Annotated in this window: 25 protein-coding genes; 20 read left to right on the top strand and 5 right to left on the bottom strand. The window is 71.9% G+C overall.

From position 1 onward, the window contains the following. The first annotated feature begins 139 nt into the window (after positions 1–139). The 9 genes from hrcA to QQS16_RS15640 all read left to right on the top strand — a co-directional run bounded on the left by hrcA (position 140) and on the right by QQS16_RS15640 (position 10,651). The gene (hrcA, locus tag QQS16_RS15680; RefSeq protein WP_286062310.1) at positions 140–1,156 is read left to right on the top strand and encodes a heat-inducible transcriptional repressor HrcA; all 1,017 of its coding nucleotides are present in this window, start codon (positions 140–142) and stop codon (positions 1,154–1,156) included. Next, a complete protein-coding gene (gene dnaJ / locus QQS16_RS15675) occupies positions 1,157–2,299 on the top strand; it encodes a molecular chaperone DnaJ (RefSeq protein ID WP_286062309.1) in 1,143 nt (380 codons plus the stop codon). It abuts the gene before it with no gap. A 177-nt stretch (positions 2,300–2,476) separates the two neighbouring features. Beyond that, positions 2,477–3,550 (top strand): nitronate monooxygenase, encoded by a 1,074-nt coding sequence (locus tag QQS16_RS15670; protein ID WP_286062308.1) that lies wholly within the window; start codon positions 2,477–2,479, stop codon positions 3,548–3,550. Continuing rightward, positions 3,547–4,305 (top strand): 16S rRNA (uracil(1498)-N(3))-methyltransferase, encoded by a 759-nt coding sequence (locus tag QQS16_RS15665; protein ID WP_286062307.1) that lies wholly within the window; start codon positions 3,547–3,549, stop codon positions 4,303–4,305. Before QQS16_RS15670 ends, QQS16_RS15665 begins: the two co-directional genes overlap by 4 nt. A gap of 90 nt (positions 4,306–4,395) precedes the next feature. After that, entirely contained in the window at positions 4,396–4,935 is a 540-nt protein-coding gene (locus QQS16_RS15660) for a hypothetical protein (protein WP_286062306.1), read from the top strand. Positions 4,936–5,009: 74 nt separating this feature from the next. Beyond that, the gene (locus QQS16_RS15655) at positions 5,010–8,273 is read left to right on the top strand and encodes a S41 family peptidase (RefSeq protein WP_286062305.1); all 3,264 of its coding nucleotides are present in this window, start codon (positions 5,010–5,012) and stop codon (positions 8,271–8,273) included. A 102-nt stretch (positions 8,274–8,375) separates the two neighbouring features. Continuing rightward, positions 8,376–8,726, top strand: coding sequence for a histidine triad nucleotide-binding protein (locus QQS16_RS15650; protein ID WP_286062303.1), 351 nt, complete (start codon positions 8,376–8,378; stop codon positions 8,724–8,726). Between the two features lie 6 nt (positions 8,727–8,732). Further along, complete coding sequence (locus tag QQS16_RS15645) at positions 8,733–9,638, top strand: ribonuclease Z (protein WP_286062302.1); 906 nt, start codon at positions 8,733–8,735, stop codon at positions 9,636–9,638. 20 nt (positions 9,639–9,658) lie between these two features. Further along, positions 9,659–10,651 carry an adenosine deaminase gene (locus tag QQS16_RS15640; protein WP_286062301.1) on the top strand — a complete coding sequence of 331 codons (993 nt, stop codon included), beginning with the start codon at positions 9,659–9,661 and terminating at the stop codon, positions 10,649–10,651. Positions 10,652–10,741: 90 nt separating this feature from the next. On the opposite strand, the gene QQS16_RS15635 is transcribed toward QQS16_RS15640, so the two are convergent. Continuing rightward, the gene (locus QQS16_RS15635; RefSeq protein ID WP_286062300.1) at positions 10,742–11,527 is read right to left on the bottom strand and encodes an IclR family transcriptional regulator; all 786 of its coding nucleotides are present in this window, start codon (positions 11,525–11,527) and stop codon (positions 10,742–10,744) included. Between the two features lie 175 nt (positions 11,528–11,702). On the opposite strand from QQS16_RS15635, the gene QQS16_RS15630 reads away from it, so the two are divergent. The 9 genes from QQS16_RS15630 (at position 11,703) to QQS16_RS15590 (ending at position 19,616) form a co-directional block, all read left to right on the top strand. Continuing rightward, the gene (locus tag QQS16_RS15630) at positions 11,703–12,599 is read left to right on the top strand and encodes a 5-dehydro-4-deoxyglucarate dehydratase (protein WP_286066336.1); all 897 of its coding nucleotides are present in this window, start codon (positions 11,703–11,705) and stop codon (positions 12,597–12,599) included. After that, positions 12,596–13,885 (top strand): glucarate dehydratase family protein, encoded by a 1,290-nt coding sequence (locus QQS16_RS15625; protein ID WP_286062298.1) that lies wholly within the window; start codon positions 12,596–12,598, stop codon positions 13,883–13,885. Before QQS16_RS15630 ends, QQS16_RS15625 begins: the two co-directional genes overlap by 4 nt. 155 nt (positions 13,886–14,040) lie before the next feature. Continuing rightward, the gene (locus QQS16_RS15620; protein WP_286062297.1) at positions 14,041–15,162 is read left to right on the top strand and encodes a carbohydrate kinase family protein; all 1,122 of its coding nucleotides are present in this window, start codon (positions 14,041–14,043) and stop codon (positions 15,160–15,162) included. Between the two features lie 130 nt (positions 15,163–15,292). Beyond that, complete coding sequence (locus QQS16_RS15615; protein ID WP_286062295.1) at positions 15,293–16,351, top strand: PhoH family protein; 1,059 nt, start codon at positions 15,293–15,295, stop codon at positions 16,349–16,351. 12 nt (positions 16,352–16,363) lie between these two features. Beyond that, a complete protein-coding gene (ybeY, locus tag QQS16_RS15610; protein WP_286062293.1) occupies positions 16,364–16,861 on the top strand; it encodes an rRNA maturation RNase YbeY in 498 nt (165 codons plus the stop codon). Continuing rightward, positions 16,858–18,165, top strand: coding sequence for a hemolysin family protein (locus QQS16_RS15605; RefSeq protein ID WP_286062292.1), 1,308 nt, complete (start codon positions 16,858–16,860; stop codon positions 18,163–18,165). Before ybeY ends, QQS16_RS15605 begins: the two co-directional genes overlap by 4 nt. Further along, positions 18,162–18,521: an MmcQ/YjbR family DNA-binding protein gene (locus QQS16_RS15600; protein WP_286062291.1), complete on the top strand. Its 360-nt coding sequence runs from the start codon at positions 18,162–18,164 to the stop codon at positions 18,519–18,521. Before QQS16_RS15605 ends, QQS16_RS15600 begins: the two co-directional genes overlap by 4 nt. Before the next feature lie 48 nt (positions 18,522–18,569). After that, on the top strand, positions 18,570–18,920 hold the full coding sequence (locus QQS16_RS15595; protein ID WP_286062290.1) for a cytidine deaminase-like protein: 351 nt from the start codon (positions 18,570–18,572) through the stop codon (positions 18,918–18,920). A 219-nt stretch (positions 18,921–19,139) separates the two neighbouring features. After that, the gene (locus QQS16_RS15590) at positions 19,140–19,616 is read left to right on the top strand and encodes a hypothetical protein (protein WP_286062289.1); all 477 of its coding nucleotides are present in this window, start codon (positions 19,140–19,142) and stop codon (positions 19,614–19,616) included. An 85-nt stretch (positions 19,617–19,701) separates the two neighbouring features. Here the strand turns inward: QQS16_RS15590 and QQS16_RS15585 are convergent, their stop codons facing one another. Beyond that, positions 19,702–20,040, bottom strand: a complete 339-nt coding sequence (locus QQS16_RS15585; RefSeq protein ID WP_286062288.1) for a P-II family nitrogen regulator — start codon at positions 20,038–20,040, stop codon at positions 19,702–19,704. Positions 20,041–20,231: 191 nt separating this feature from the next. Between QQS16_RS15585 and era the strand changes: the two genes are divergently transcribed. Beyond that, on the top strand, positions 20,232–21,182 hold the full coding sequence (gene era / locus QQS16_RS15580; RefSeq protein WP_286062287.1) for a GTPase Era: 951 nt from the start codon (positions 20,232–20,234) through the stop codon (positions 21,180–21,182). An 86-nt stretch (positions 21,183–21,268) separates the two neighbouring features. Here the strand turns inward: era and QQS16_RS15575 are convergent, their stop codons facing one another. Genes QQS16_RS15575 through QQS16_RS15565 form a run of 3 tightly spaced genes read right to left on the bottom strand, consistent with a single transcriptional unit; the run spans position 21,269 to position 23,989 of the window. Beyond that, entirely contained in the window at positions 21,269–22,585 is a 1,317-nt protein-coding gene (locus QQS16_RS15575) for a GH1 family beta-glucosidase (protein WP_286062285.1), read from the bottom strand. Positions 22,586–22,631: 46 nt separating this feature from the next. Further along, positions 22,632–22,898, bottom strand: a complete 267-nt coding sequence (locus QQS16_RS15570; protein ID WP_286062283.1) for a protealysin inhibitor emfourin — start codon at positions 22,896–22,898, stop codon at positions 22,632–22,634. Between the two features lie 20 nt (positions 22,899–22,918). Beyond that, entirely contained in the window at positions 22,919–23,989 is a 1,071-nt protein-coding gene (locus QQS16_RS15565) for a M4 family metallopeptidase (protein WP_286062282.1), read from the bottom strand. A gap of 322 nt (positions 23,990–24,311) precedes the next feature. Here QQS16_RS15565 and leuA point away from each other — a divergent pair, with 322 nt between their 5' ends. Then, on the top strand, positions 24,312–26,033 hold the full coding sequence (gene leuA / locus QQS16_RS15560) for a 2-isopropylmalate synthase (RefSeq protein ID WP_286062281.1): 1,722 nt from the start codon (positions 24,312–24,314) through the stop codon (positions 26,031–26,033). Positions 26,034–26,192: the final 159 nt, after the last annotated feature.

Raw genomic sequence — 26,192 nt, 5'->3', positions numbered from 1 at the left:
CCGCTCCGGCACGGCGCCGGGGGACCGGCCTTGCCCCCTGCGTACCCCACGGCCGTACACTGGGCCGGGGAACGCTGGCACTCGGATGTGACGAGTGCCAGGCAAGGCGCCAAGGGGACGACCGCTGGAGGTGTGCGCGATGCTGAGTGAACGCAGGCTTCAGGTGCTGCGCGCCATCGTCCAGGACTACGTCGGCACCGAGGAGCCCGTCGGGTCCAAGGCGCTCACCGAGCGGCACAACCTCGGCGTGTCCCCGGCGACGGTCCGCAACGACATGGCGGCCCTGGAGGACGAGGGGTACATCGCCCAGCCGCACACCAGTGCCGGGCGGATCCCCACGGACAAGGGCTACCGGCTGTTCGTCGACAAGCTGGCCGGCGTCAAGCCGATGACCGCGCCCGAGCGGCGCGCCATCCAGAACTTCCTCGACGGCGCCGTCGACCTGGACGACGTCGTGGCGCGGACCGTGCGGCTGCTCGCGCAGCTGACCCGGCAGGTCGCCGTCGTGCAGTACCCCTCGCTGACCCGTTCGACGGTGCGCCATGTCGAGCTGCTGTCGCTCGCCCCCGCGCGCGTGATGCTCGTCCTGATCACGGACACCGGCCGGGTCGAGCAGCGGATGGTCGACTGCCCGGCGCCGTTCGGCGAGCCCTCGCTCGCGGATCTGCGGGCGCGGCTCAACAGCCGGATCGCGGGCCGCCGCTTCGCCGACGTGCCGCGTCTGGTGGAGGACCTGCCGGACGCCTTCGACCTGGAGGACCGCGGCACGGTCTCGACGGTGCTCTCCACCCTCCTGGAGACGCTCGTCGAGGAGAACGAGGAGCGGCTGATGATCGGCGGGACCGCCAATCTCACCCGCTTCGGACATGACTTTCCCCTCACGATCCGGCCCGTCCTGGAAGCATTGGAGGAGCAGGTCGTGCTCCTCAAGCTCCTGGGAGAGGCGGGGGATTCGGGCATGACCGTGCGCATCGGGCACGAGAACGCCTACGAGGGACTCAACTCCACGTCCGTGGTGTCGGTCGGCTACGGTTCGGGCGGCGAGGCAGTCGCCAAGCTCGGCGTGGTCGGACCGACCCGCATGGATTACCCGGGAACGATGGGAGCGGTACGCGCAGTGGCACGGTACGTCGGACAGATCCTGGCGGAGTCGTAAGTGGCCACGGACTATTACGCCGTTCTCGGCGTGCGCCGCGACGCGTCGCAGGATGAGATCAAGAAGGCCTTCCGGCGGCTCGCACGCGAGCTGCATCCGGACGTCAACCCCGATCCGAAGACCCAGGAGCGGTTCAAGGAGATCAACGCCGCCTACGAGGTGCTGTCGGACCCGCAGAAGAAGCAGGTCTACGACCTCGGCGGCGACCCGCTCTCGCAGGCCGGCGGGGCCGGTGGCGCGGGCGGCTTCGGAGCGGGCGGCTTCGGCAACTTCTCCGACATCATGGACGCGTTCTTCGGCACGGCGTCGCAGCGGGGTCCGCGTTCGCGCACCCGGCGCGGCCAGGACGCGATGATCCGGCTGGAGATCGACCTCGACGAGGCGGCCTTCGGCACCACGAAGGACATCCAGGTCGACACGGCCGTCGTCTGCACCACGTGCAGCGGCGAGGGCGCGGCGCCGGGGACCTCGGCGCAGACGTGCGACATGTGCCGCGGCCGCGGTGAGGTGTCCCAGGTCACCCGGTCCTTCCTCGGCCAGGTCATGACGTCCCGGCCGTGCCCGCAGTGCCAGGGCTTCGGGACCGTCGTGCCGACCCCGTGCCCGGAGTGCGCGGGTGACGGGCGGATCCGCTCCCGTCGCACCCTGACCGTGAAGATTCCCGCCGGTGTCGACAACGGCACCCGCATCCAGCTCGCGGGCGAGGGCGAGGTCGGCCCCGGCGGCGGTCCCGCCGGTGACCTCTACGTCGAGATCCACGAGCTGCCGCACTCGCAGTTCCAGCGCCGGGGCGACGACCTGCACTGCACGGTCACCCTCCCGATGACCGCGGCCTCCCTGGGCACCAAGGTCCCCCTGGAGACGCTGGACGGCCTGGAGGAGGTCGACATCCGGCCGGGCACCCAGTCCGGCCAGTCGATCCCGCTGCACGCCCGCGGTGTCACCCACCTGCGCGGCGGTGGACGCGGCGACCTGATCGTCCACGTCGAGGTGCAGACCCCGACGAAGCTGGACGTGGAGCAGGAGCGTCTGCTGCGGGAACTGGCCAAGCTGCGCGGCGAGGAGCGTCCGACCGGGCAGTTCCAGCCGGGCCAGCAGGGGCTGTTCTCCCGGCTGAAGGACGCGTTCAACGGGCGCACGTGACAGGGGGGCGCGGGCCCCGGCGCTGACCGGGGCCCGGCCGCTCCCGGTCCCCCGTTGCGGCCCGGGCAGCCCGGCCCGCAGGCCTCGGACGAGCTGTTCCTCCCGGGCCTTTGCCAGGGGGAAGACCGGGGGAAGGCCGGATTCGGACTTGTCCGGAGGACGTGACAACATGCCGTCATGTCCTCCGCGCTGACCGATCTCTTCCCTCATCCGATCGTGCAGGCCCCCATGGCGGGCGGCGTCTCCGTACCGACGCTCGCCGCCGCCGTGTGCGAGGCCGGCGGGCTGGGGTTCCTCGCTGCCGGGTACAAGACGGCCGACGGCCTGTACCAGGAGATCAAGCAGCTGCGGAGCCTGACGGCCCGCCCCTTCGGCGTGAACCTCTTCCTGCCGCAGCCCGAGTACGCGGACCAGGCCGCCGTCGACGTCTACGCCCACCAGCTGTCCGGCGAGGCCGCCTGGTACGAGACGGAGCTCGGCGACCCGGAGAGCGGCCGCGACGACGGCTACGAGGCCAAGCTCGCGGTGCTGCTCGACAACCCGGTGCCCGTGGTCTCGTTCCACTTCGGCACCCCCAGCCGTGAGGTGCTGGACTCGCTGCGCCGGGTCGGCACCTTCACCCTGGTCACCGCGACCACCGCGGAGGAGGCCCTCGCCGTGGAATGGGCGGGCGCCGACGCGGTGATCGCGCAGGGCGCGGAGGCGGGCGGCCACCAGGGCACCCACCGGGACATCCCGGAGATCGACGGCTCCGCCCTCGGGCTGCTGTCGCTGGTCTCCCAGATCCGCGAGACGGTACGGATCCCGATCGTCGCGGCCGGCGGCATCATGCGCGGCGGCCAGATCGCCGCCGTGCTCGCCGCGGGCGCGAGCGCGGCCCAGCTCGGCACGGCGTTCCTCGCCACCCCCGAGTCCGGCGCGCACGCCGTCCACAAGCAGGCGCTGACCAACCCCCTTTTCGTCCGTACGGAGTTGACCCGGGCCTTCTCCGGGCGTCCGGCGCGCGGGCTGGTCAACCGGTTCCTGCGCGAGCACGGGCCGTACGCGCCCCCCGCCTACCCGGAGGTCCACCACCTGACCGCGCCGCTGCGCAAGGCGGCGGCCAGGGCGGGCGACGCGCAGGGCATGGCGCTGTGGGCGGGACAGGGCCACCGGATGGCGCGCGACCTGCCGGCGGGACAGCTGGTGGAGGTGCTGGCGGCCGAACTCGCCACCGCCAGGACAGCGTTGTCGGGAGAGGGGCCGCGGTGACCGCGCCGGTGTTCGTCCTCGATCCCCTGCACATCCCGGACCTCAGCGGCGGGGAGATCGTCCTCGACGGCCCGGAGGGACGGCACGCCGTCTCCGTGAAGCGTCTGCGGCCCGGCGAGGACGTCGTCCTCACGGACGGGCGTGGCCGCTGGGCCGAGGGGATCGTCAAAGCCGCCGAGGGCAAGGACCGGCTCGTCGTCATGGACCTGGAGAGCGTCCACGAGGAACCTCCGGCGCGGCCCCGCGTCACCGTCGTCCAGGCCCTCCCCAAGGGCGACCGGGGTGAACTGGCCGTCGAGACGATGACCGAGACCGGCGTCGACGCGATCGTGCCCTGGGCGGCCTCCCGGTGCATCACGCAGTGGAAGGGCGAGCGCGGACTGAAGGCGCTCGCCAAGTGGCGGGCCACCGCCCGCGAGGCCGGCAAGCAGTCCCGCCGGGTCCGCTTCCCCGAGGTCGCGGACGCGGCGACGACCAAGCAGGTCGCGGCCCTTCTCGCCGGGGCCGACCTCGCCGTCGTCCTGCACGAGGACCGGGAGTACGGCAGCGAGGCGCTCGCGACGGCCGAACTGCCCGCCGACGGCGAGATCGTGCTGGTGGTCGGTCCCGAAGGAGGCGTGTCCCCCGAGGAGTTGGCGCTCTTCGCGCAGGCGGGCGCGAAGGCGTACCGCCTCGGCCCCACCGTCCTGCGCACCTCCACCGCGGGCACCGCCGCGACGGCCCTGCTCCTCGGCCGCACCGGCCGCTGGTCCTGACCGGCCCTTCGCCGGGCCGGAACACGCGGGGCGCGTGGGTGGCCGTATGCGCCCTTCCGTGCCGGGCGGGACAGTGGCAGGCTGCCTCTCATGGGGGCGTTGAGGTGGATCCGGCGTCGGCCGCGCGGGCGGCGGGTGACGGCTGTGGCGGGGCTCGCCGTGGTGGTCGTGGGCGGAACGGTCGCCTGCGAACCCGGTGGACTGAACTCCGCGACCGTGGCCTACACGACCGACCAGACCGTGACGGACGAACTGGAGCGGCGGAAGGCCGGGGTGCGGTGGCTCACCTGCACGGCCTCCTACGACGACGGGGTGACGCCGACCGCGTCCGAGAACGCCGTCGCCGAGGTCGACTGCGAGGGCGAGACGGACGACGGGAAGGACATCACCGTCACCGGCAGGGTGACCCGCGCGGTCAGCGGCGCCTGCGTGCGCGGGGACATCACCGCGAAGATCGACGGCAAGGAGTGGTTCCACGTCGAGGGACTGGGCGACTGCGACGCCCGGACCACCCCGCCTGTCAACGGACCCGGGCAGCCCGGGCAGCCCGGTCCCACCGTCACGGTGACCGTCACGAAGACGATCTGGTGCCAGGGCAACCCGACCTGCTGGCCCGCCGAGGGCAAATGATCTTCCCGCGGCCGTGGCGGGCCAAGTGATCGAAACCCCTGTTCCCGGGCGCCGCGTGTGCGTAGGGTGATCGGGTGACACAGCCAGCGACGTCGGGTTCTCCTGCGTATCTCCGGTTTCCGCACCTGCACGGCGAGTTGGTCGCCTTCACCGCCGAGGACGACGTGTGGCTCGCCCCGCTCGACGGCGGCCGGGCCTGGCGGGTGAGCGCCGACAACGTACCGGTGACCCACCCCCGGATCTCGCCCGACGGCACGACCGTCGCCTGGACCTCCACCCGCGACGGCGCCCCCGAGGCGCACATCGCCCCGGTCGACGGCGGCCCCTCCAAGCGCCTCACCCACTGGGGCAGTCAGCGCACCCAGGTGCGCGGCTGGACCCCGGACGGACAGGTCCTCGCGGTCACCACGCACGGCCAGGCCAACCTGCGCCGCAGCTGGGCGCACGCCGTCCCGCTCGACGGCGGACCCGCCACCACCCTGCCGTACGGCATCGTGGGCGACGTCGCCCACGGCGGCCCGGGCACGGTCCTGCTGTCCGCGCCCATGGGACGCGAGGCCGCCTGGTGGAAGCGCTACCGGGGCGGCACCGCCGGCAAGCTGTGGATCGATGCCGACGGGAACGGCGAGTTCTCACGGCTGCACGAGGGGCTGGACGGGAACCTCGAGTACCCCGTGTGGGCCGGGGACCGGATCGCGTTCCTGTCCGACCACGAAGGCGTCGGCGCGCTGTACTCCTCCCTCGCCGACGGGTCCGACCTGCGCCGGCACACCCCGCTTGGGGGCACCTCCCGCTCCAGCGAAGCCGAGAGTGGGGGAGGGTTCTACGCACGGCACGCCGCCGGTGACGGCACCCGGGTCGTGTACGTGTCCGCCGGTGAGCTGTGGATCCTGGACGATCTGGACGGCGCCGAGCCGCGCCGGCTCGACGTACGGCTCGGCGGGCAGCGCGCCGACCGGCAGCCGTACCCGGTGAACGCCGCCCGCTGGTTCGGCTCCGGCGCCCCCGACCACACCGCCCGCGGCAGCGCGATCAGCGTCCGCGGCGCGGTCCACTGGGTCACCCACCGCGCCGGCCCCACCCGCGCGCTCGCCGCCGAACCCGGCGTACGGGCCCGGCTGCCGCGCACCTTCCGCGCGGACGGCGAGGAGTGGGTGGTGTGGGTGACGGACGCGGAGGGCGACGACGCCCTGGAGTTCGCGCCCGCCACCGGGCTCGCCCCCGGCGCCACCCCGCGCCGCCTCGCGGCCGGACAGCTCGGCCGCGTCCTCGGGCTCGCCATGGCGCCCGACGGCAGCCGGGCCGCGGTCGCCGCGCACGACGGACGCGTGCTGCTCGTCGAACGGGAGACCGGCGAGGTCCGCGAGGTCGACCGAAGCGAGGACGGAGACGTCTCCGGGCTGGTCTTCTCGCCCGACTCCAGCTGGCTCGCCTGGTCGCACCCCGGCCCGCGCCCGCTGCGCCAGCTTCGGCTGGCCAACACCACCGACCTGTCGGTCACCGAGGCGACCCCGCTGCGCTTCCAGGACTACGCGCCCGCGTTCACCCTCGACGGCAAGCACCTCGCCTTCCTGTCCAACCGCTCCTTCGACCCGGTCTACGACGAGCACGTCTTCGACCTGGCCTTCGTGGTCGGCGACCGCCCGCACCTGATCACGCTGGCCGCGACCACGCCCTCGCCGTTCGGGCCGCAGCGGCACGGCCGCCCCTTCGACGCCCCGGACAAGGACGAGACCCCCGACAGCGAGGGCGCCCCGGCCACCCGGGTCGACCTGGAAGGGCTCGCCGACCGGATCGTGCCGTTCCCCGTCGAGGCCGCCCGCTACTCCAACCTGCGGGCCGCGAAGGACGGCGTGCTGTGGCTGCGCCACCCGGTCCAGGGCGTCCTCGGCTCCTCCCGGGCCACCCCGGACGACCCCGACCCCAAGACCGAGCTGGAGCGCTACGACCTCGTCCAGCAGCGTCTGGAGCACCTCGCCGTCGACGCCGACCACTTCGCGGTCAGCGGCGACGGCAAGCGGGTGCTGCTGTGGACCGACGGGCGGCTCAAGGTCGTCCCCAGCGACCGGCGCGCCTCCAACGACGACGACAGCGACAGCAACATCACCGTCGACCTCGGCCGTATCCGCCAGCTGGTCGACCCGTCGGCCGAGTGGCGGCAGATGTACGAGGAGACCGGCCGCATCATGCGGGACCACTTCTGGCACCCGGACATGAACGGCGTCGACTGGACCGGTGTCCTGGACCGCTACCGCCCGGTGCTGGAGCGGGTCGCCACCCATGACGACCTCGTCGACCTCCTGTGGGAGGTCCAGGGCGAGCTCGGCACCTCGCACGCGTACGTCATGCCGCGCGGCGGCTCGGGCCGCGGCACCCGGCAGGGGCTGCTCGGCGCGGACATCTCCCGGCACGAGGACGGCCCCGGAGGATCGGCGCGGTGGCGCATCGACCGCATCCTGCCGACCGAGACCTCCGACCCCGACGCCCGCTCCCCGCTCGCCGCGCCCGGCGTCGCGGTGCGCGCCGGGGACGCCGTCGTCGCGGTGGGCGGAGTGCCCGTCGACCCGGTGACCGGGCCCGGCCCCCTGCTGGTCGGTACGGCGGACAAGCCGGTCGAGCTGACCGTCTCGCCGTCCGGCGGCGGCGAGGTACGGCACGCGGTCGTCGTCCCGGTCGCCGACGAGGAACCCCTGCGCTACCACGCGTGGGTCGCCGACCGGCGGGCGTACGTGCACGAGAAGTCCGGCGGCCGGCTCGGATACCTGCACGTGCCCGACATGCAGGCGCCCGGCTGGGCCCAGATCCACCGCGACCTGCGGGTCGAGGTGGCCCGGGAGGGCCTGATCGTCGACATCCGCGAGAACCGGGGCGGGCACACCTCCCAGCTCGTCATCGAGAAGCTCGCGCGGCGGATCGTCGGCTGGGCGGTGCCGCGCGGGATGCGGCCGTACAGCTATCCGCAGGACGCGCCCCGCGGGCCGGTCGTCGCCGTCGCCAACGAGTTCTCCGGCTCCGACGGCGACATCGTCAACGCGGCGATCAGGGCGCTGGGGATCGGGCCGGTGGTCGGTACGCGCACCTGGGGCGGGGTGATCGGGATCGACAGCCGCTACCGGCTGGTCGACGGCACACTGATCACCCAGCCGAAGTACGCGTTCTGGCTGGAGGGCCACGAGTGGGGCGTCGAGAACCACGGCGTGGACCCGGACGTGGAGGTCGTGCAGCGCCCGCAGGACTACGCGGCGGGCAGGGACACACAGCTCGACGAGGCGATCAGGCTCGCCCTGGAGGCGCTGGAGGACAGCCCGGCGAAGACACCGCCGGAACTGCCCGCCTGAGGGGCGCGGGGAACCGCGCGACCAACCACGCACCACCCGCACCCCGCGACGTTACGATGCCCCCACGCGCAATCCGATCATTCCGCCGACCCCGGAGGGACCATGGCAGGGGAACCCCAGGACGACTGCCTGTTCTGCAAGATCGTCGCGGGCCAGATCCCGGCGACGATCGTCCGCGAGACCGACACCACCGTCGCGTTCCGGGACATCAACCCCCAGGCGCCCACCCATGTCCTGGTGATCCCCAAGGCGCACTACGAGAACGCCGCCGCGCTCGCCGCCGAACCGGCCCTCGCCGCCGACGTCCTGCGCGAGACCCAGGCCGTCGCCGACGACGAGAAGCTGGACAGCTACCGCATCATCTTCAACACCGGCAGTGGCGCCGGGCAGACCGTCTGGCACGCCCACGCGCACGTCCTCGGCGGCCGTGGCCTGCAGTGGCCCCCCGGGTAGTTCGCCGTGTCCGTACGTGAGTTGGTCGTCCTCGGTACCGCCAGCCAGGTCCCCACGCGGCACCGCAACCACAACGGCTACCTGCTGCGCTGGGACGGCGAGGGCATCCTCTTCGATCCCGGCGAGGGCACCCAGCGGCAGATGCTGCGCGCCGGGGTCGCCGCGCACGACCTGAACCGGATCTGCGTCACGCACTTCCACGGCGACCACTCGCTCGGCCTCGCCGGGGTCATCCAGCGCATCAACCTGGACCGGGTCCCGCACCAGGTCACCGCGCACTACCCGAAGTCCGGGCAGCGCTTCTTCGACCGGTTGCGGTACGCCACCGCCTACCGGGAGACGGTCCGGCTCGTGGAGGCGCCGGTGAGCGCGGACGGGGTGATCGCAGACCCGGGCGGTTACACCCTCGACGCGCGCAAGCTGTCCCACCCCGTCGAGTCCTACGGCTACCGCCTCACCGAGCCCGACGGCCGCCGCATGCTGCCCGACCGGCTCGCCGCACACGGCATCACGGGCCCGGACGTCGGCCGGCTCCAACGGGAGGGCGTCCTCGGCGGCGTCCGCCTCGACGACGTCAGCGAGACGCGCACCGGGCAGCGGTTCGCGTTCGTCATGGACACCCGGCTGTGCGACGGCGTGTACGCGCTGGCCGAGGGCTGCGACCTCCTCGTCATCGAGTCGACCTTCCTCGACGAGGACGAGGAACTGGCCGTGGAGCACGGGCACCTGACGGCCGGTCAGGCGGCGCGGGTGGCGCGGGACGCCGGCGTACGGCATCTCGTGCTCACCCACTTCAGCCAGCGCTACCCGCAACCGGAGGAGTTCGAGCGGCAGGCGCGGGCCGCGGGCTTCGACGGGGAGCTGACCGTCGCGCAGGACCTGCTGAGAGTCCCGGTTCCGAAACGACGGTGAACCGGCCGTACGATGCTTTGATGTCCCTCCCCAAAGCTGAACTGCACCTCCATATCGAAGGCACCCTGGAGCCGGAGCTGGCCTTCGAACTGGCCGCCCGCAACGGCGTCGAGCTGCCGTACGCCGACACCGACGCACTGCGTGAGGCGTACCGGTTCGCGGACCTCCAGTCCTTCCTGAACCTGTACTACGAGCTGATGGCCGTGCTCCGGACCGAGCGGGACTTCGAGGACCTCGCCGGCGCCTACCTCGCCCGGGCCGCGGCGCAGGGCGTACGGCACGCGGAGATCTTCTTCGACCCGCAGGCCCACCTCGCGCGCGGCGTCGGCATGGGGACCGTCGTCGAGGGGCTGTGGCGGGCGCTGGGGACCAGCGAGTCCGTGCACGGCGTCTCCACCCGGCTCATCCTGTGCTTCCTGCGGGACGAGTCCGCCGAGTCGGCGCTGGAGACGCTGGAGGCCGCCAGGCCGTACCTCGACCGGATCGTCGGCATCGGACTCGACTCCGCGGAGGTCGGGCACCCGCCGGCGAAGTTCCGCGAGGTGTACGAGGCCGCCGCCGCTCTCGGCCTGCGGCGGGTGGCGCACGCCGGCGAGGAGGGGCCGCCGGAGTACATCACCGAGGCCCTGGACGTGCTCGGCGTCGAGCGGATCGACCACGGGCTGCGCTGCATGGAGGACCCGGCGCTGGTCGAGCGGCTGGTGCGTGACCGGATCCCGCTGACGCTGTGCCCGCTGTCGAACGTCCGGCTGCGAACCGTCGACGTCCTGGCCGACCACCCGCTGCCCGCCATGCTGGAAGCCGGCCTGCTGTGCACGGTCAACTCCGACGACCCGGCCTACTTCGGCGGCTACGCGGGCGACAACTTCGACGCCGTCCGCCAGGCGCTGGGCCTGGGCGAGGAGCGGCTGCGGGAACTGGCCCGCAACTCCTTCGTCGCATCCTTCCTGGAGGACGACGAGGAGCGGCGGGCGCGGTATCTGGCGGAGGTGGAGGCGTACGCGTTCGGATAGTCCGACCTCGCCTTCCCGCGTGCCCGGCGGCGCCCGGCACGCGTTCCCCCGCTCCCGGTCCCGCTCGACCGGGAGGGCCCGAGGCGGGCCCTAACGCCAGTGCGGCTCGCCCCCGGCGCCCCCCGGTGCCGCCGCCTCGATCCTGCCCCTGACCTCCCGCATCACCGTGACGATCCGCGCCTCGTGCTCCGGCGTGAGCCGGGCCACCGGCACCGAGCAGCTGATGGCGTCCTGGGCGGGGGAGTCGTAGCGCAGGGCGAAGCCGAAGCCGACGATGCCGAGGACGCCCTCCTCGCGGTCGATCGCGTACCCCCGCGCCCGCACGTCGGCGAGGTCCGCCGCCAGTGACTCCCGGCCGGTGTGCGAGTTCGGGGTGAGCGCCTCGTACGGCCCCTCGGGCAGCTCGGCGTCGTCCCGTTCGGCCAGCAGCGCCTTGCCCAGCGCGCCCACATGGGCCGGCAGCCGCCGTCCGACGCGGCTGATGGTGCGCAGGTACTCGTGCGACTCGCGGGTCGCCAGGTAGGCCACGCCCCGGCCGTCCAGACGTCCCAGGTGGATCGTCTCGCCCAGCGCCTGCGACGCCTCGTCGAGATACGGCCGGACCAGGCGCACGCGCGGGTCGGAGTCGAGGTAGCTGGTGCCGGTCAGCAGGGCGTGGATACCGATGCCGTAGAGGGAGCCGGTGACGTCCGTGCGCACCCAGCCGCGCTCGATCAGGGTCCGCAGCAGCGCGTACATCGAGCTGCGCGGCACGCCCAGCTCGTCGGCGAGCTCCTGCAACCGGGCCGGGCGGTCGCCGCGCGCGGCGAGCAGTTCGAGCAGGTCGACCGTGCGCGCGGCCGACTTCACCTCACGGACGCCCCCTGTGTCTGACATGCGCCGATCGTAAAGCGGGCGGGACGGCGCCATTGACGGGACCTGTTCGTGTATCTAATCTCCATCTTCATACGTAGATGACATCTACCGGGGGGAATGGGCGAGCGTGAGTCAGAGTCCGAGTCCTCATCCGGGTACCGACACGGACGCCGTGACACGACGGCTGCGGCAGGGCATGGCGGGCGGTGTGCTGTCCTTCCCGCTGACCAGCTTCCGCGACGACGGCTCCCTCGACCCGGACGGCTTCCGCCGGCACGTCGCCGACCGGATCGCCACCGGCCCCGGCGCCCTCTTCCCCGCCTGCGGCACCGGCGAGTTCTTCTCGCTCGACGAGGACGAGTACCGGCAGGTCGTCACCATCGCGGCCGAGGAGGCCGCCGGGCGCCTGCCCGTCGTCGCCGGCACCGGCTACGGCTGGGCCCAGGCCGTCCGCTTCGCGCGCGTCGCCGAGGAGGCGGGGGCGGACGCGCTGCTCGTCCTGCCGCACTACCTGGTCGCCGCCCCGCAGGACGGCCTGGTCGCCCAGCTGGAGCAAATCGCGGCCCGCACCCGGCTGCCGCTCATCGCCTACCAGCGGGGCCAGGTCACCCTCACGGCCGCCTCGGTCCGGCGCGTCGCCGCCCTGCCGACCGTCATCGGCCTCAAGGACGGCCACAGCGACCTCGACCGGCTCCAGCGCCTCACCCTCGCCGCGCCCGCGGGCTTCCTGTTCTTCAACGGCGCCGCCATCGCCGAGATCCAGGCCCGCGCCTACGCCACCGTCGGCGTCCCCGCCTACTCCTCCGCCGTCCACGCCTTCGCCCCCGAGATCGCGAACGCCTTCTTCACCGCCCTGCGCGACGGCGACGAGGGCACGGTCGACAAGCTGCTGCGGGACTTCTACGTCCCGTTCGTCGAACTCCGCGACCGGGTGCCCGGATACGGCGTGTCCCTGGTGAAGGCGGCGGCCCGGCTGCGTGGCCACCCGGTGGGTCCCGTGCGCGCCCCGCTCACCGACCCCTCGGCCGCCGACCTGGCCGACCTCGAACCGCTGCTGACCGCCGGACTCGACCTCGTGGGAGCCACCCTGTGAACCTCGCCATCACGGACGTACGGCTGACGCCGGTCCTGGTCGCCGACCCGCCGCTGCTGAACACCCAGGGCGTGCACCAGCCCTACACGCCCCGCCTGATCGTGGAGATCGAGACGGCGGACGGGATCACCGGCGTCGGCGAGACCTACGGCGACACCAAGTACCTGGAGCTGGCGCGGCCGTTCGCCGACCGGCTGGCCGGCCGCCCGGTGAGCGACCTCAACGGGCTGTTCACGGTGGCGGACGAGGTGGCGGTCGACCGGTCCCGGATCTCCGGCCAGGTCGACGTCGGCGGGCTGCGGGGCGTGCAGACCGCCGACAAACTCCGGCTGTCCGTGGTCTCCGCCTTCGAGGTCGCCTGCCTCGACGCGCTCGGCAAGGCGCTGGGCCTGCCCGTGCACGCGCTGCTCGGCGGCAAGGTGCGCGACACCGTCGAGTACAGCGCGTACCTCTTCTACAAGTGGGCCGGCCACCCGGAGGGCGTGGCGGCCGAGCAGGACGACTGGGGCGCCGCCCTGGATCCGGCCGGGGTCGTCGAGCAGGCCCGGAAGTTCACCGAGCGGTACGGTTTCACCTCCTTCAAGCTCAAGGGCGGTGTCTTCCCGCCCGCCGAGGAGATCGCCGCCGTACGGGCCCTGGCCGAGGCGTTCCCCGGCCACCCGCTGCGGCTGGACCCCAACGGGGCCTGGAGCGTGGAGACCTCGCTGAAGGTGGCGGAGGAGCTGGCGGACGTCCTGGAGTACCTGGAGGACCCGGCGCTCGGCACGTCCGCCATGGCCGACGTCTCCCGGGGCACCGACGTGCCGCTCGCCACCAACATGTGCGTGACGACCTTCGCCGAGATCGAGGAGGCCTTCACCCGGGACGCCGTCCAGGTGGTGCTCTCCGACCACCACTACTGGGGCGGGCTGCGCAACACGCAGCAGCTCGCGGCGATCTGCCGGACGTTCGGCGTCGGGGTGTCCATGCACTCCAACACCCACCTGGGGATCAGCCTCGCCGCGATGACGCACGTGGCGTCCACGGTGCCCGACCTGCACCACGCCTGCGACTCCCACTACCCCTGGCAGTCGGAGGACGTCCTCACCGAGCGGCCGGCCTTCGACGGCGGCATGATCACCGTCCCGGACGGACCCGGCCTCGGCGTCACGCTCGACCACGACCGGCTCGCGTTCCTGCACCGGCGGTGGCTGGACGACGACGGGTCGCTGCGCGAGCGGGACGACGCGGCGGCGATGCGGGTCGCCGACCCGGACTGGGTCACGCCGGCCGTGCCGCGCTGGTAGCGGGCCGGACCCCGGCCGGCTGATCACGGCGGGTGCGGCCGGGTGAGGCGGGGCGGACGTGGTCCGACGTGACCCGGGGCTCCAGTGTGACGACGGCGGGTTGTCAGTGGTGTGGTGCAGACTGGCCTGATCCGTACCACGTCAGGGAGCGCACCGTGATCGCGTCCACCGCGTCCATCGGAGAGGACCACCGCAACCGGCCCCGGGTCGACCCGCTGGCCGCCCTGCGCAGGCCGGACGACCCGCCCTGGGACGTGTATCTCACGGGCACCGTCTTCCTCGACATCATCTTCACCGGGCTCGCCTCCGCCCCCGTGCGCGGCACGGAGTCCTGGGCCCGGGGCATGGGATCCAGCCCCGGCGGCGTGGCGAACATGGCGACCGCGCTGGCCCGGCTCGGCCTGCGCACGTCCCTGGCGGCCGCGTTCGGCGACGACCACTACGGCGAGTACTGCTGGGACGCCCTGGAACAGGGCGAGGGCATCGACCTCACCCCGTCCCGCACGGTCCCCGGCTGGCACTCCCCGGTCACCGTCTCCATGGCCTACGAGGGCGAGCGCACGATGATCTCCCACGGTCACGAGCCGCCCCCCGAGGAACCCGCCCCCGACTGCCCCCCGCGCGCGCGGGCCGCCATCGCCTCCCTCACGCCCGGCAGGCGCGCCCCGTGGATCGCCCAGGCGGCCCGCAAGGGCGCCCGCATCTTCGGCGACGTCGGCTGGGACGACACCGGCGCGTGGGACCTGGCGGGCCTCGCCGACCTCGAACACTGCGAGGCGTTCCTGCCGAACGCGGAGGAGGCCAAGCGGTACACGGGCGCCGACTGCCCCCGGGCGGCGGCCCACGCGCTCACCGAGCACGTACCGCTCGCCGTCGTCACCCTCGGTCCGGAGGGCGCCTACGCGGTGGACCGGCGGACGGGCGAGACGGCCGAGGTCCCGGCCATCGAGGTGGAGGCCCTGGACCCGACCGGCGCGGGAGACGTCTTCGTGGCGGGCTTCGTCACCGGCACGCTGGCCGGCTGGCCGCTCGCCGACCGGCTGGCGTTCGCCGGTCTGACGGCGGCCCTGTCGGTGCAGGAGTTCGGGGGCTCGCTGTCGGCGCCGGGCTGGTCCGAGATCGGGGCCTGGTGGCGCAAGGTGCAGTCACTGGACGGCCAGGACCCGGCGGGGCTGCGGCGGTACGGGTTCCTGGCGGGGCTGGTGCCCGAGGACGGGGGAAGGCCGTGGCCGCTGCGGCGGGCGGTGCCGACGATCGGGTTCGGGCGCTCGGCGTGAACGCGGGTCGCTTCCGGCTCCGAAAAGTCCTACGGGGTTGTCAGTCCACCGTCGTACTCTTGATAGCGCGAGGCCGCTCTCAGCTACGCGGCCGTGACGAGGAGGAACCGCAGGCCTACAGCGCCGGCCCATGACTCAGACACCCACAGCTCAGACACTCGCGCAGGAGCAGGCGAAAGCACAGTTCACCGTCCCCGCTCAGCACCCCATGGTGACTGTGCTGGGCTCCGGCGACACCCTGCTGCGCGTCATCGAGAGGGCCTTCCCGGCGGCCGACATCCACGTCCGGGGCAATGAGATCAGCGTGGCGGGCGGCGCCGGTGATGTCGCCCTCGTCCAGCGCCTGTTCGCAGAGATGATGCTCGTGCTCCGCACCGGGCAGCCGATGACGGAGGACGCAGTGGAACGCTCGATCGCCATGCTCAGAGCGGGCGGCAGCGGCGAGGCCGACGGACCGGAGACCCCGGCCGAGGTGCTCACGCAGAACATCCTCTCCTCGCGCGGCCGCACGATCCGCCCCAAGACCCTCAACCAGAAGCGGTACGTCGACGCGATCGACAAGCACACGATCGTCTTCGGTATCGGCCCCGCGGGCACCGGCAAGACCTACCTCGCCATGGCCAAGGCGGTGCAGGCCCTGCAGTCCAAGCAGGTCAACCGCATCATCCTGACCCGTCCGGCGGTCGAGGCGGGAGAGCGTCTGGGCTTCCTCCCGGGCACCCTCTACGAGAAGATCGACCCGTACCTGCGCCCGCTCTACGACGCGCTGCACGACATGCTCGACCCGGACTCGATCCCCCGGCTGATGGCGGCGGGCACGATCGAGGTGGCGCCGCTGGCATATATGCGAGGTCGCACCCTCAACGACGCCTTCATCATCCTGGACGAGGCACAGAACACCAGTCCCGAGCAGATGAAGATGTTCCTCACCCGCCTCGGCTTCGAGTCGAAGATCGTGATCACGGGCGACGTGACGCAGGTCGACCTGCCGAACGGCACCAAGTCGGGTCTGCGTCAGGTCCAGGACATCCTGGAGGGGCTGGACGACGTCCACTTCTCGCGGCTCACGTCCCACGACGTCGTACGGCACAAGCTGGTCGGCCGTATCGTCGACGCGTACGAGAAGTACGACAGCGAGAACGGTACGGAGAACGGCACCCACAAGGGCGCCCGTAACAAACGGAAGTAGACCAGCACGACCATGTCGATCGACGTCAACAACGAGTCCGGAACCGAGGTCGACGAGCAGGCGATCCTCGACATCGCCCGCTACGCGCTCACGCGGATGCGCATCCACCCGCTCTCCGAGCTCTCGGTGATCGTCGTGGACGCCGACGCCATGGAGCAGCTGCACATGCAGTGGATGGACCTGCCGGGGCCCACGGACGTCATGTCCTTCCCGATGGACGAACTGCGTCCGCCGTCGAAGGACGACGACGAGCCCCCGCCGGGCCTCCTCGGGGACATCGTGCTGTGTCCCGAGGTCGCCGAGAAGCAGGGCAAGGAAGCCGACACACAGCACTCCATGGACGAGGAGCTCCAGCTGCTCACCGTCCATGGGGTGCTGCACCTGCTGGGATACGACCACGAGGAGCCGGACGAGAAGGCCGAGATGTTCGGCCTCCAGGCGGCCATCGTGGACGGCTGGCGCGCGGAGAAGGGCCTGACCGGCCCGTCCCCGGCCCCGACCGTCTCATGAGCCCCGGTCTCGTCTCCGGCGCCGTCGCCCTGGTCGTCGTCGCGTGGCTCGCCGCCTGCGCGGAGGCGGGCCTCGCGCGCGTCTCCAGCTTCCGCGCCGAGGAGGCCGTACGCACCGGCCGCCGCGGCAGCGCGAAGCTCGCCCAGATCGCCGCCGACCCGACCCGCTATCTGAACGTGGCGCTGCTGGTCCGCGTCGCGTGCGAGATGGCGGCGGCCGCCCTGGTCACCTACGCCTGTCTGCGGGAGTTCGACGGCACCACCGAGGCGCTGCTGGTCACCATCGGGGTGATGGTCCTCGTCTCGTACGTCGCCGTCGGCGTCTCCCCGCGCACCATCGGCCGCCAGCACCCGCTGAACACGGCGACGGCGGCGGCGTACGTCCTGCTCCCGCTCGCCCGGATCATGGGCCCCGTCCCGTCCCTGCTGATCCTCATCGGCAACGCGCTCACCCCCGGCAAGGGCTTCCGCCGCGGCCCGTTCGCCTCCGAGGCGGAGCTGCGCGCGCTGGTCGACCTCGCCGAGAAGGAGTCGCTGATCGAGGACGACGAGCGCCGTATGGTGCACTCCGTCTTCGAGCTGGGCGACACGCTCGTGAGGGAGGTCATGGTGCCGCGCACCGACCTCGTGGTCATCGAGCGCTACAAGACGATCCGCCAGGCGCTGACGCTGGCGCTGCGCTCCGGCTTCTCGCGCATACCGGTGACCGGCGAGAGCGAGGACGACATCGTCGGGATCGTCTACCTGAAGGACCTGGCCCGCAAGACGCACATCAGCCGTGACGCGGAGAGCGAACTGGTCTCCACGGCGATGCGCCCGGCGTCCTTCGTGCCCGACACCAAGAACGCCGGTGACCTGCTGCGCGAGATGCAGCAGGACCGCACCCACGTGGCCGTGGTCATCGACGAGTACGGCGGCACCGCCGGCATCGTCACCATCGAGGACATCCTCGAGGAGATCGTCGGGGAGATCACCGACGAGTACGACCGCGAACTCCCGCCCGTCGAGGAGCTCGGCGACGACCGCTTCCGGGTCACCGCCCGCCTCGACATCACCGACCTCGGCGAGCTGTACGGGCTGGAGGAGTACGACGACGAGGACGTCGAGACGGTCGGCGGGCTGCTCGCGAAGGCCCTGGGCCGGGTCCCGATCGCCGGAGCCTCCTCGGTCGTCGAACTCCCCGACGGCCGCACGCTGCGGCTGACGGCGGAGGCCGCGGCCGGCCGCCGGAACAAGATCATCACGGTGCTGGTGGAGCCGGTGGGCCCGGGGGACCCGCCCGAGGAGGAGAAGGAACCGGAGTGACGCCCCAGGAGTTGCGCGCCTTCTGCCTGTCCTTCGACGCGGCCGTCGAGGACTTTCCCTTCCGGCCCGAGATCTCCGTCTTCAAGGTCGGCGGCAAGCTCTTCGCCCTGACCTCCCTGGACGCCCGCCCGCTCACGGTCAACCTGAAGTGCGACCCGGACGACGCGGTTCGCCTGCGGGGCGAGCACCCGGGGCTCGTCGTGCCCGGCTACCACATGAACAAGCGCCACTGGAACACGGTCATCGCCGACGGCTCCCTCCCGGACCGCCTGGTCCGCGAACTCGTCGAGGACTCGTACGACCTGGTGGTGGCGGGCCTGCCCCGTGCGCAACGACTGCGCCTGGACCGTCCGTGAGGGCCGCCCACGCGACCGGGGCGGACGCCGGGTTCGTATGCTCGGCTCATGACTGACAGTGCGCTTGGCCCCGAGGACCGCAAGATCGTCACCCTGGCCCGTTCGGCGCGGGCCCGCAACGGGGTGCCCGAGGGGGCGGCCGTGCGGGACGAGACGGGGCGTACGTATGTCGCCGGGACCGTGGCGCTGGACTCGCTGCGGCTGAGCGCGGTGCGGACGGCCGTGGCGATGGCGGTGGCGTCCGGGGCGAAGTCGCTGGAGGCGGCGGCCGTGGTGACCGAGGCGGCGGAGATCGCGACGGAGGACCTGGCCGCGGTGCGTGATCTCGGGGGACCGGGGACGCCGGTGCACGTCGCCGGGCCGGACGGGACCGTCCGGCGGACCGTCGCCGCGGACTGAGACCGGCGGGCGCGGCCGTCCGGCGCCGCTGTCCGGCGCAAAACAGCCCTTGCCAGTCGTCGGCACTCGCGCATCAATGGAACCGGTGGTTCCGACGGACCGTCAGATCCCGGCTCCCGCGGCGCTCCGCACCGCGCCCGTGGACCGGTGTCCGCCGGCGCCCACCTCTCCCATCCATCCCCACATGGCTTTCCCCCACGGAAAGGGAGCAGGATCCCCATGAGAGGCAAGCGAACGACAACAGGTGCGGCACTGCTGGCCGGGGCCCTCGCGGTCACCGGTCTGGCCTTCGCCCCCACCGCCCTGGCCGTCACCCCGGACACCGCGACGATCACCGCCGACTGCGGCACCTTCGGCGGCGGCGAGGCGACGCTGACGGCGACGCAGGACGGCACCGCCGCCACCATCACCCTCACGACCTCCGCCATCACCGCACCGCTCGCCCTGGCGCAGGACTCGATCACGTCCACGCTCACCCTGGTGAACGCCGGCGGCGGCAGCACCGCCTTCACCGGCACGAGGAATCCGGCCATGGCGGCCGGCGACCCGGTCACCGTCGGCCCGCTCGACGGCACCGTGGCCTCCGGCGACAGTCTGGAGGCCTACGGCGGTTCGCTCCAGATGAGCGTCTTCGGCATCACCATCACCTGCACGGCGGCCGGACCGCAGTCACCGGGTCCGTTCGTGTTCGACTGAGCCCGACGTCCCCCGGTGGGCCGCCGGCTCCCGCCTCCGGGCGGGGAGCCGGCGGCCCACCGGCGGGTGGGAGCCGTGCCGGTGCTCAGAGCGCGTCGGGCCCGCGCTCACCCGTCCGCACGCGTACGACCGTCTCCACGGGCAGCGCCCACACCTTCCCGTCGCCGATCTTCCCCGTCCGGGCGGCCTTGACGACCGTGTCGACGACGGTGTCCGCGTCGGTGTCCTCGACGACGACCTCGATCCGGACCTTCGGCACCAGGTCGATCTGGTACTCGGCCCCCCGGTACACCTCGGTGTGGCCGCGCTGACGGCCGTAGCCGCTGGCCTCGGTCACGGTCAGACCGTGCACGCCGAGCTCCTGGAGGGCGTTCTTGACCTCGTCGAGACGGTGCGGCTTGACGATCGCGGTGATGAGCTTCATGCCTGGGACGTGACCTTCCGGGGGGAGGGACGGAGGGCGCGGTGGCCGGGGCGCCGTGGCCCGGGACGCCGTGATCGTATGCGCTCCCGGCGTGCGCCGTAAGGGCCGGGACCGGCCTGCCGCGCTGCTCGGTCGGAGCGTGATCGGTCGGTTGTACGGGGAGGGCGTGTGGATCAGGGAGAATGGGCGTCATGAGCGTTCGCAGTCAGTCATCCGAGCCGTCCGCGGCCCCCCATCGCGCCGGTTTCGCCTGCTTCGTGGGCCGCCCCAACGCAGGCAAGTCCACTCTGACGAACGCTCTGGTGGGGCAGAAGGTCGCGATCACCGCGAACCAGCCACAGACGACGCGGCACACGGTGCGGGGGATCGTGCACCGGCCCGAGGCCCAGCTGATCCTGGTGGACACCCCCGGGCTGCACAAGCCGCGCACGCTGCTGGGCGAGCGCCTCAACGACATCGTCCGCACCACGTGGGCCGAGGTCGACGTGATCGGCTTCTGCCTGCCGGCGAACGAGAAGCTCGGTCCCGGTGACCGCTTCATCGCGAAGGAACTGGCGTCCATCAAGAAGACGCCGAAGATCGCGATCGTCACCAAGACCGACCTCGTCGACAGCAAGACGCTCGCCGAGCAGCTCATCGCGATCGACCAGCTCGGCAAGGAGCTGGGGTTCGAGTGGGCGGAGATCGTGCCGGTGTCGGCGGTCGCGGACCAGCAGGTGGGCCTGCTGGCCGATCTGATCGTCCCGCTGCTGCCGGAGGGGCCGCCGCTCTACCCGGAGGGTGACCTCACCGACGAGCCCGAGCAGGTCATGATCGCGGAGCTGATCCGCGAGGCCGCGCTCGAAGGGGTCCGCGACGAACTGCCGCACTCCATCGCGGTCGTGGTGGAGGAGATGCTGCCCCGCGAGGACCGGCCCGCCGACAAGCCGCTCCTGGACATCCACGCGTTCGTCTACATCGAGCGGCCCAGCCAGAAGGGCATCATCATCGGGCCGAAGGGCAAGCGGTTGAAGGAGGTCGGGATCAAGTCGCGCAAGCAGATCGAGGCGCTGCTCGGTACGCCGGTCTTCCTGGACCTGCATGTGAAGGTGGCCAAGGACTGGCAGCGGGACCCTCGGCAGCTGCGCAAGCTGGGTTTCTGAGCGCGGTCCGTCCGCGCGTCCCCCAGGCGGCCCCGCCCTCTGGCCCCCGGCCCGGGACCCGGGCCGCCCCGACCCGGGCCGCCTCGTCAGCGCTGCCCCCGCAGCGCCTCCCGGTACCAGTCGTACGACGCCTTCGGTGTCCGCTTCAGCGTCTCGTAGTCCACGTGCACGAGGCCGAAGCGGCGTGCGTACCCCTCCGCCCACTCGAAGTTGTCGAGGAGGGACCACACGAAGTAGCCGCGGACGTCCACGCCGGCCTCCAGGGCATCGTGGAGTGCGCGGATGTGGCCGTCGAGGTAGGCGATCCGGAGCGGGTCGTCCACGCCCTCGTACGAGCAGCCGTTCTCGGTGATGACGACGGGCGGGAGGCGGTCGCCGTAGCGGTCGCGGAAGGCGGTGAGGAGTTCGGTCAGGCCCGCCGGGACCACCGGCCAGCCGAAGTCCGTCACCGGGACGCCCTCGATCTGCTGTACGGAGAAGGGGAGTCCGGCGGGGATGGTGAGACCGCCGAACTCGATGTCGGTGCCCTCCGGCGCGCCCACCCGGGTCGGCGCGTAGTAGTTGACGCCGTACCAGTCCAGCGGTTCGCCGATGACCTTGAGGTCGGCCGAGACGTCCCCCGGCATCAACTCGCCCAGCCCCTCCGGGTATGCGCCGAGCAGGACCGGGTCCGCGAACAGCCGGTTCAGCAGCAGGTCGTGGAAGCCGGCCGCCTCCACGTCCGCCGGTTCCGATGACGCCGGCCAGGTCGGCCCGTGCGAGTTGGCGATGCCGATGTCGGTGGCGCCGGCCGCGCGCAGGGCCCGTACCGCGAGACCGTGGGCCAGGAGTTGGTGGTGGGCCGCCGGCAGCGCGTCGAACATGAGCTGTTTGCCCGGCGCGTGGGCGCCCAGCGCGTGCCCGAACAGGGTGTGTTCGGCCGGCTCGTTGATGGTGATCCACTTGCCCACGCGGTCTCCGAGCCGGTCGGCCACGACGGACACGTACTCGGCGAAGTGTGAGGCGGTGTCCCGTTCCAGCCAGTCGAAGGCCAGCGGCAGGTCCCAGTGGAAGAGCGTCGGCACCGGCCGGACACCGGCCGCGCAGAGTTTGTCGACGAGACGGTCGTAGAAGTCGAGGCCGCCCTCGGCACGGACCCGCGGCCACGAGATGGAGAAGCGGTACGCGTCCACCCCGAGGCCGGCCAGGAGTGCCACGTCCTCGCGGTAGCGGTGGTAGTGGTCGCAGGCCACCGCCGCCGTCGAGCCGTCCTTGACCCGTCCCGGCTCGGCCGAGAAGGCGTCCCAGACGGACGGCTCGCGCGCCTCCACCGCGCCCTCGATCTGGTGGGCCGAGGTCGAGACGCCCCACAGGAAGCCGGCCGGGAACTGGGGAAGGGGATTGGTCGCCATGCGCCGGATCATCGGCACCAGCGGTGACGGAAGTCAACGGGCGGGCATGGACATGCAGTTACGCGCCTTCCTTCAGCACCCGCGAGATCAGCGTGCGCTGCTCCTCCGTGAGCCGGGGGTCGGCCGCGTACACCGTCCTGCCGTCCACGGTGATCTGGTAGGCGAAGCCGTCCGGCACCCCGATGGGCGGTGTGCTCCGGGCGGCGGCGAGTGCCTTCTCGGTCAGGGCGTGCCACTCGGGGGCATCGGGGCGCCCCGAGGTGTCCACCTCGGCGTGCCGCTCGATGCCCGCGAACCCGCCCGTGCGCCGTACCTGAATACGCATGGGTCCTGTCTAGTACGGAGTCACAGAATGCGCACCCCGACCTGCTCCCAGGCCTTCGCCACGGCCTGGAGTTCCTCGCCGCCGTCCCCGAAGCGCTCCCGCGCCGCCTTCACGGTCAGAGTGGCGAAGTCGGTGAAGAACGCCCGCTCCGACAGCTCGCCGCCGGTCAGGACGTCGTACCAGATCCGGCCCGCCTTCTCCCAGGCGTGGCCGCCGAGGGCGGTGGCGGTCAGGTAGAACGCGTGGTTGGGGATGCCGGAGTTGATGTGGACGCCGCCGTTGTCGCGGCCGGTGCGGACGAAGTCGTCCATCGTCGCGGGCTGCGGGTCCTTGCCGAGGACGTCGTCGTCGTACGCGCTGCCCGGCTCCTTCATGGAGCGCAGGGCCTTGCCGGTGACGCTCGGGGCGAGCAGGCCCGCGCCGATCAGCCAGTCGGCCTCGGCGGCGGTCTGGCCGAGCGTGTACTGCTTGATGAGCGAGCCGAAGACGTCGGACATCGACTCGTTCAGGGCGCCCGGCTGGCCGAAGTAGGTCAGGTTCGCCGTGTACTGGGTGACCCCGTGGGCCAGTTCGTGGCCGATGACGTCGATCGGGATGGTGAAGTCGAGGAAGATCTCGCCGTCGCCGTCACCGAACACCATCTGCTCGCCGTTCCAGAAGGCGTTGTTGTAGTTCTCGTCGTAGTGGACGGTGGCGTCGAGCGGCAGGCCGTCGCCGTCGATCGAGTGGCGCCCGTAGACCTTGAGGAACAGGTCGAAGGTGGCGCCGAGGCCGGAGTAGGCGCGGTTGACCGTGGCGTCGCGGCCGGGCTCCGAGCCCTCCGCGCGCACCTTGGTGCCGGGCAGGACGGTCTTGTGCCCGGCGTCGTGGACGGTGCGCAGCGGCCGGTCCGACGGGGCCGTCGCCGTCGGCGCGGCGGCCAGGCGGAACTCGGTGGTCACGCGGCGCCGGCCGCGCAGCTCGCTGTCGCGCATCAGGGTGCGCCGGGCGGGGCCGGAGAGTGCGGGGTCGTCGTTGCGGGCCAGCTTGTCGAGGACGTGTGGCGGCACGACGGTGCAGAAGACGGGCTCGAAGCCCCCGTGGGTCGTCATGCCGGGCACCCTTGCACTGCGTCACGCGGGTGTCACCACCCGCAACCATGATTGGTGAAATGTGCGGACACGGCCCTCACGGTGTGTAGTGAAGTGGTATGGCGCACTTTTTGTCCCATTGATCCCCGGGGTCCCGCATACTGATACAGGCCCGCGTATCCGGCGTGGCTCGGCTAGCATGCTGTGCATCATGCGTTTCGGGCTGCTTTTCCTTAGCTGCCGCGGCGAGGGCCTGTAACCGAGGCCGACCCCCTCCCCGCGGAGTTCTGGCGTTGCGCCGTCGGCCGTCCTTCAGGACCCGCCTTCGAGGAGCCCCCGCATCATGGCGAACCGCCAGCAGCCCAGTTCCATGCCGATCCACAAGTACGGCCAGTACGACCAGGTCGACATTCCGGACCGCACCTGGCCGGACAACCGGATCACCGTCGCTCCGCGCTGGCTCTCCACGGACCTGCGTGACGGCAACCAGGCACTGATCGACCCGATGTCGCCCGAGCGCAAGCGCCGGATGTTCGACCAACTGGTCACGATGGGCTACAAGGAGATCGAGGTCGGCTTCCCCGCGTCCGGGCAGACCGACTTCGACTTCGTGCGCTCCATCGTCGAGGAGCCGGGCGCGATCCCCGACGACGTGACGATCTCGGTGCTGACCCAGGCCCGTGAGGACCTGATCGAGCGGACCGTGGAATCCCTGAAGGGCGCCAGGCGCGCCACGGTCCACCTGTACAACGCCACCGCGCCGGTCTTCCGCCGCGTGGTCTTCCGTGGGTCGAAGGACGACATCAAGCAGATCGCGGTCGACGGCACCCGCCTGGTGATGGAGTACGCGGACAAGCTGCTGGGCCCGGAGACGGAGTTCGGCTACCAGTACAGCCCGGAGATCTTCACCGACACCGAGCTGGACTTCGCGCTGGAGGTCTGCGAGGCGGTGATGGACGTGTGGCAGCCGGGTCCGGGCCGCGAGATCATCCTCAACCTGCCCGCCACGGTGGAGCGTTCGACGCCGTCCACGCACGCGGACCGGTTCGAGTGGATGAGCCGCAACCTCTCCCGCCGTGAGTTCGTGTGTGTCTCGGTCCATCCGCACAACGACCGGGGTACGGCGGTGGCGGCGGCCGAGCTGGCGCTGATGGCCGGCGCGGACCGGGTGGAGGGCTGTCTGTTCGGGCAGGGCGAGCGCACCGGCAACGTCGACCTGGTGACCTTGGGCATGAACCTGTTCTCGCAGGGCGTCGACCCGCAGATCGACTTCTCCGACATCGACGAGATCCGCCGGACGTGGGAGTACTGCAACCAGATGGAGGTCCACCCGCGCCACCCGTACGTGGGCGATCTGGTCTACACGTCCTTCTCCGGCTCCCACCAGGACGCCATCAAGAAGGGCTTCGACGCGATGGAGGCCGACGCGGCGGCCAAGGGTGTCACCGTCGACGACATCGAGTGGGCGGTGCCGTACCTGCCGATCGACCCCAAGGACGTCGGGCGTTCCTACGAGGCCGTCATCCGGGTCAACTCGCAGTCCGGCAAGGGCGGGATCGCGTACGTCCTGAAGAACGACCACAAGCTGGACCTGCCGCGCCGGATGCAGATCGAGTTCTCGAAGATCATCCAGGCCAAGACCGACGCCGAGGGCGGCGAGGTCACCGGCAGTGCCATCTGGGCGACCTTCCAGGACGAGTACCTGCCCAACCCCGACAACCCCTGGGGCCGTATCCAGGTCAGGAACGGCCAGTCGACCACGGACAAGGACGGCGTCGACACGCTGACCGTCGAGGCCGAGGTGGACGGCGTCGAGACCACCCTGGTGGGCACCGGAAACGGCCCGATCTCCGCGTTCTTCCACGCGTTGCAGGGCGTCGGCATCGACGCCCGGCTGCTGGACTACAGCGAGCACACGATGAGCGAGGGCGCCTCCGCGCAGGCCGCCTCCTACATCGAATGCGCGATCGACGGCAAGGTGCTGTGGGGAATCGGCATCGATGCGAACACGACACGTGCGTCGCTGAAGGCGGTCGTCTCCGCCGTCAACCGCGCTTCGCGCTGACCAGCCTGACCGGCGGTTTAGGACCCCGTCACCCGAAAAGGGGCGGGCGGGGTCCCGTCGTATACAGGCCATTCCCTGTGGAGGTCACGGAAAGGTCTCCTCCGGGTACTGACTCCACCTCACGGATGTGGCTAACATCACGCAAGCGCGGCGATGTTG

The organism is Streptomyces sp. ALI-76-A, assembly GCF_030287445.1.
Classification (GTDB): Bacteria; Actinomycetota; Actinomycetes; order Streptomycetales; family Streptomycetaceae; genus Streptomyces.
The sequence above is the reverse complement of the archived record's forward strand: the minus strand, read 5'-3'. Positions and strand labels throughout refer to the sequence as shown.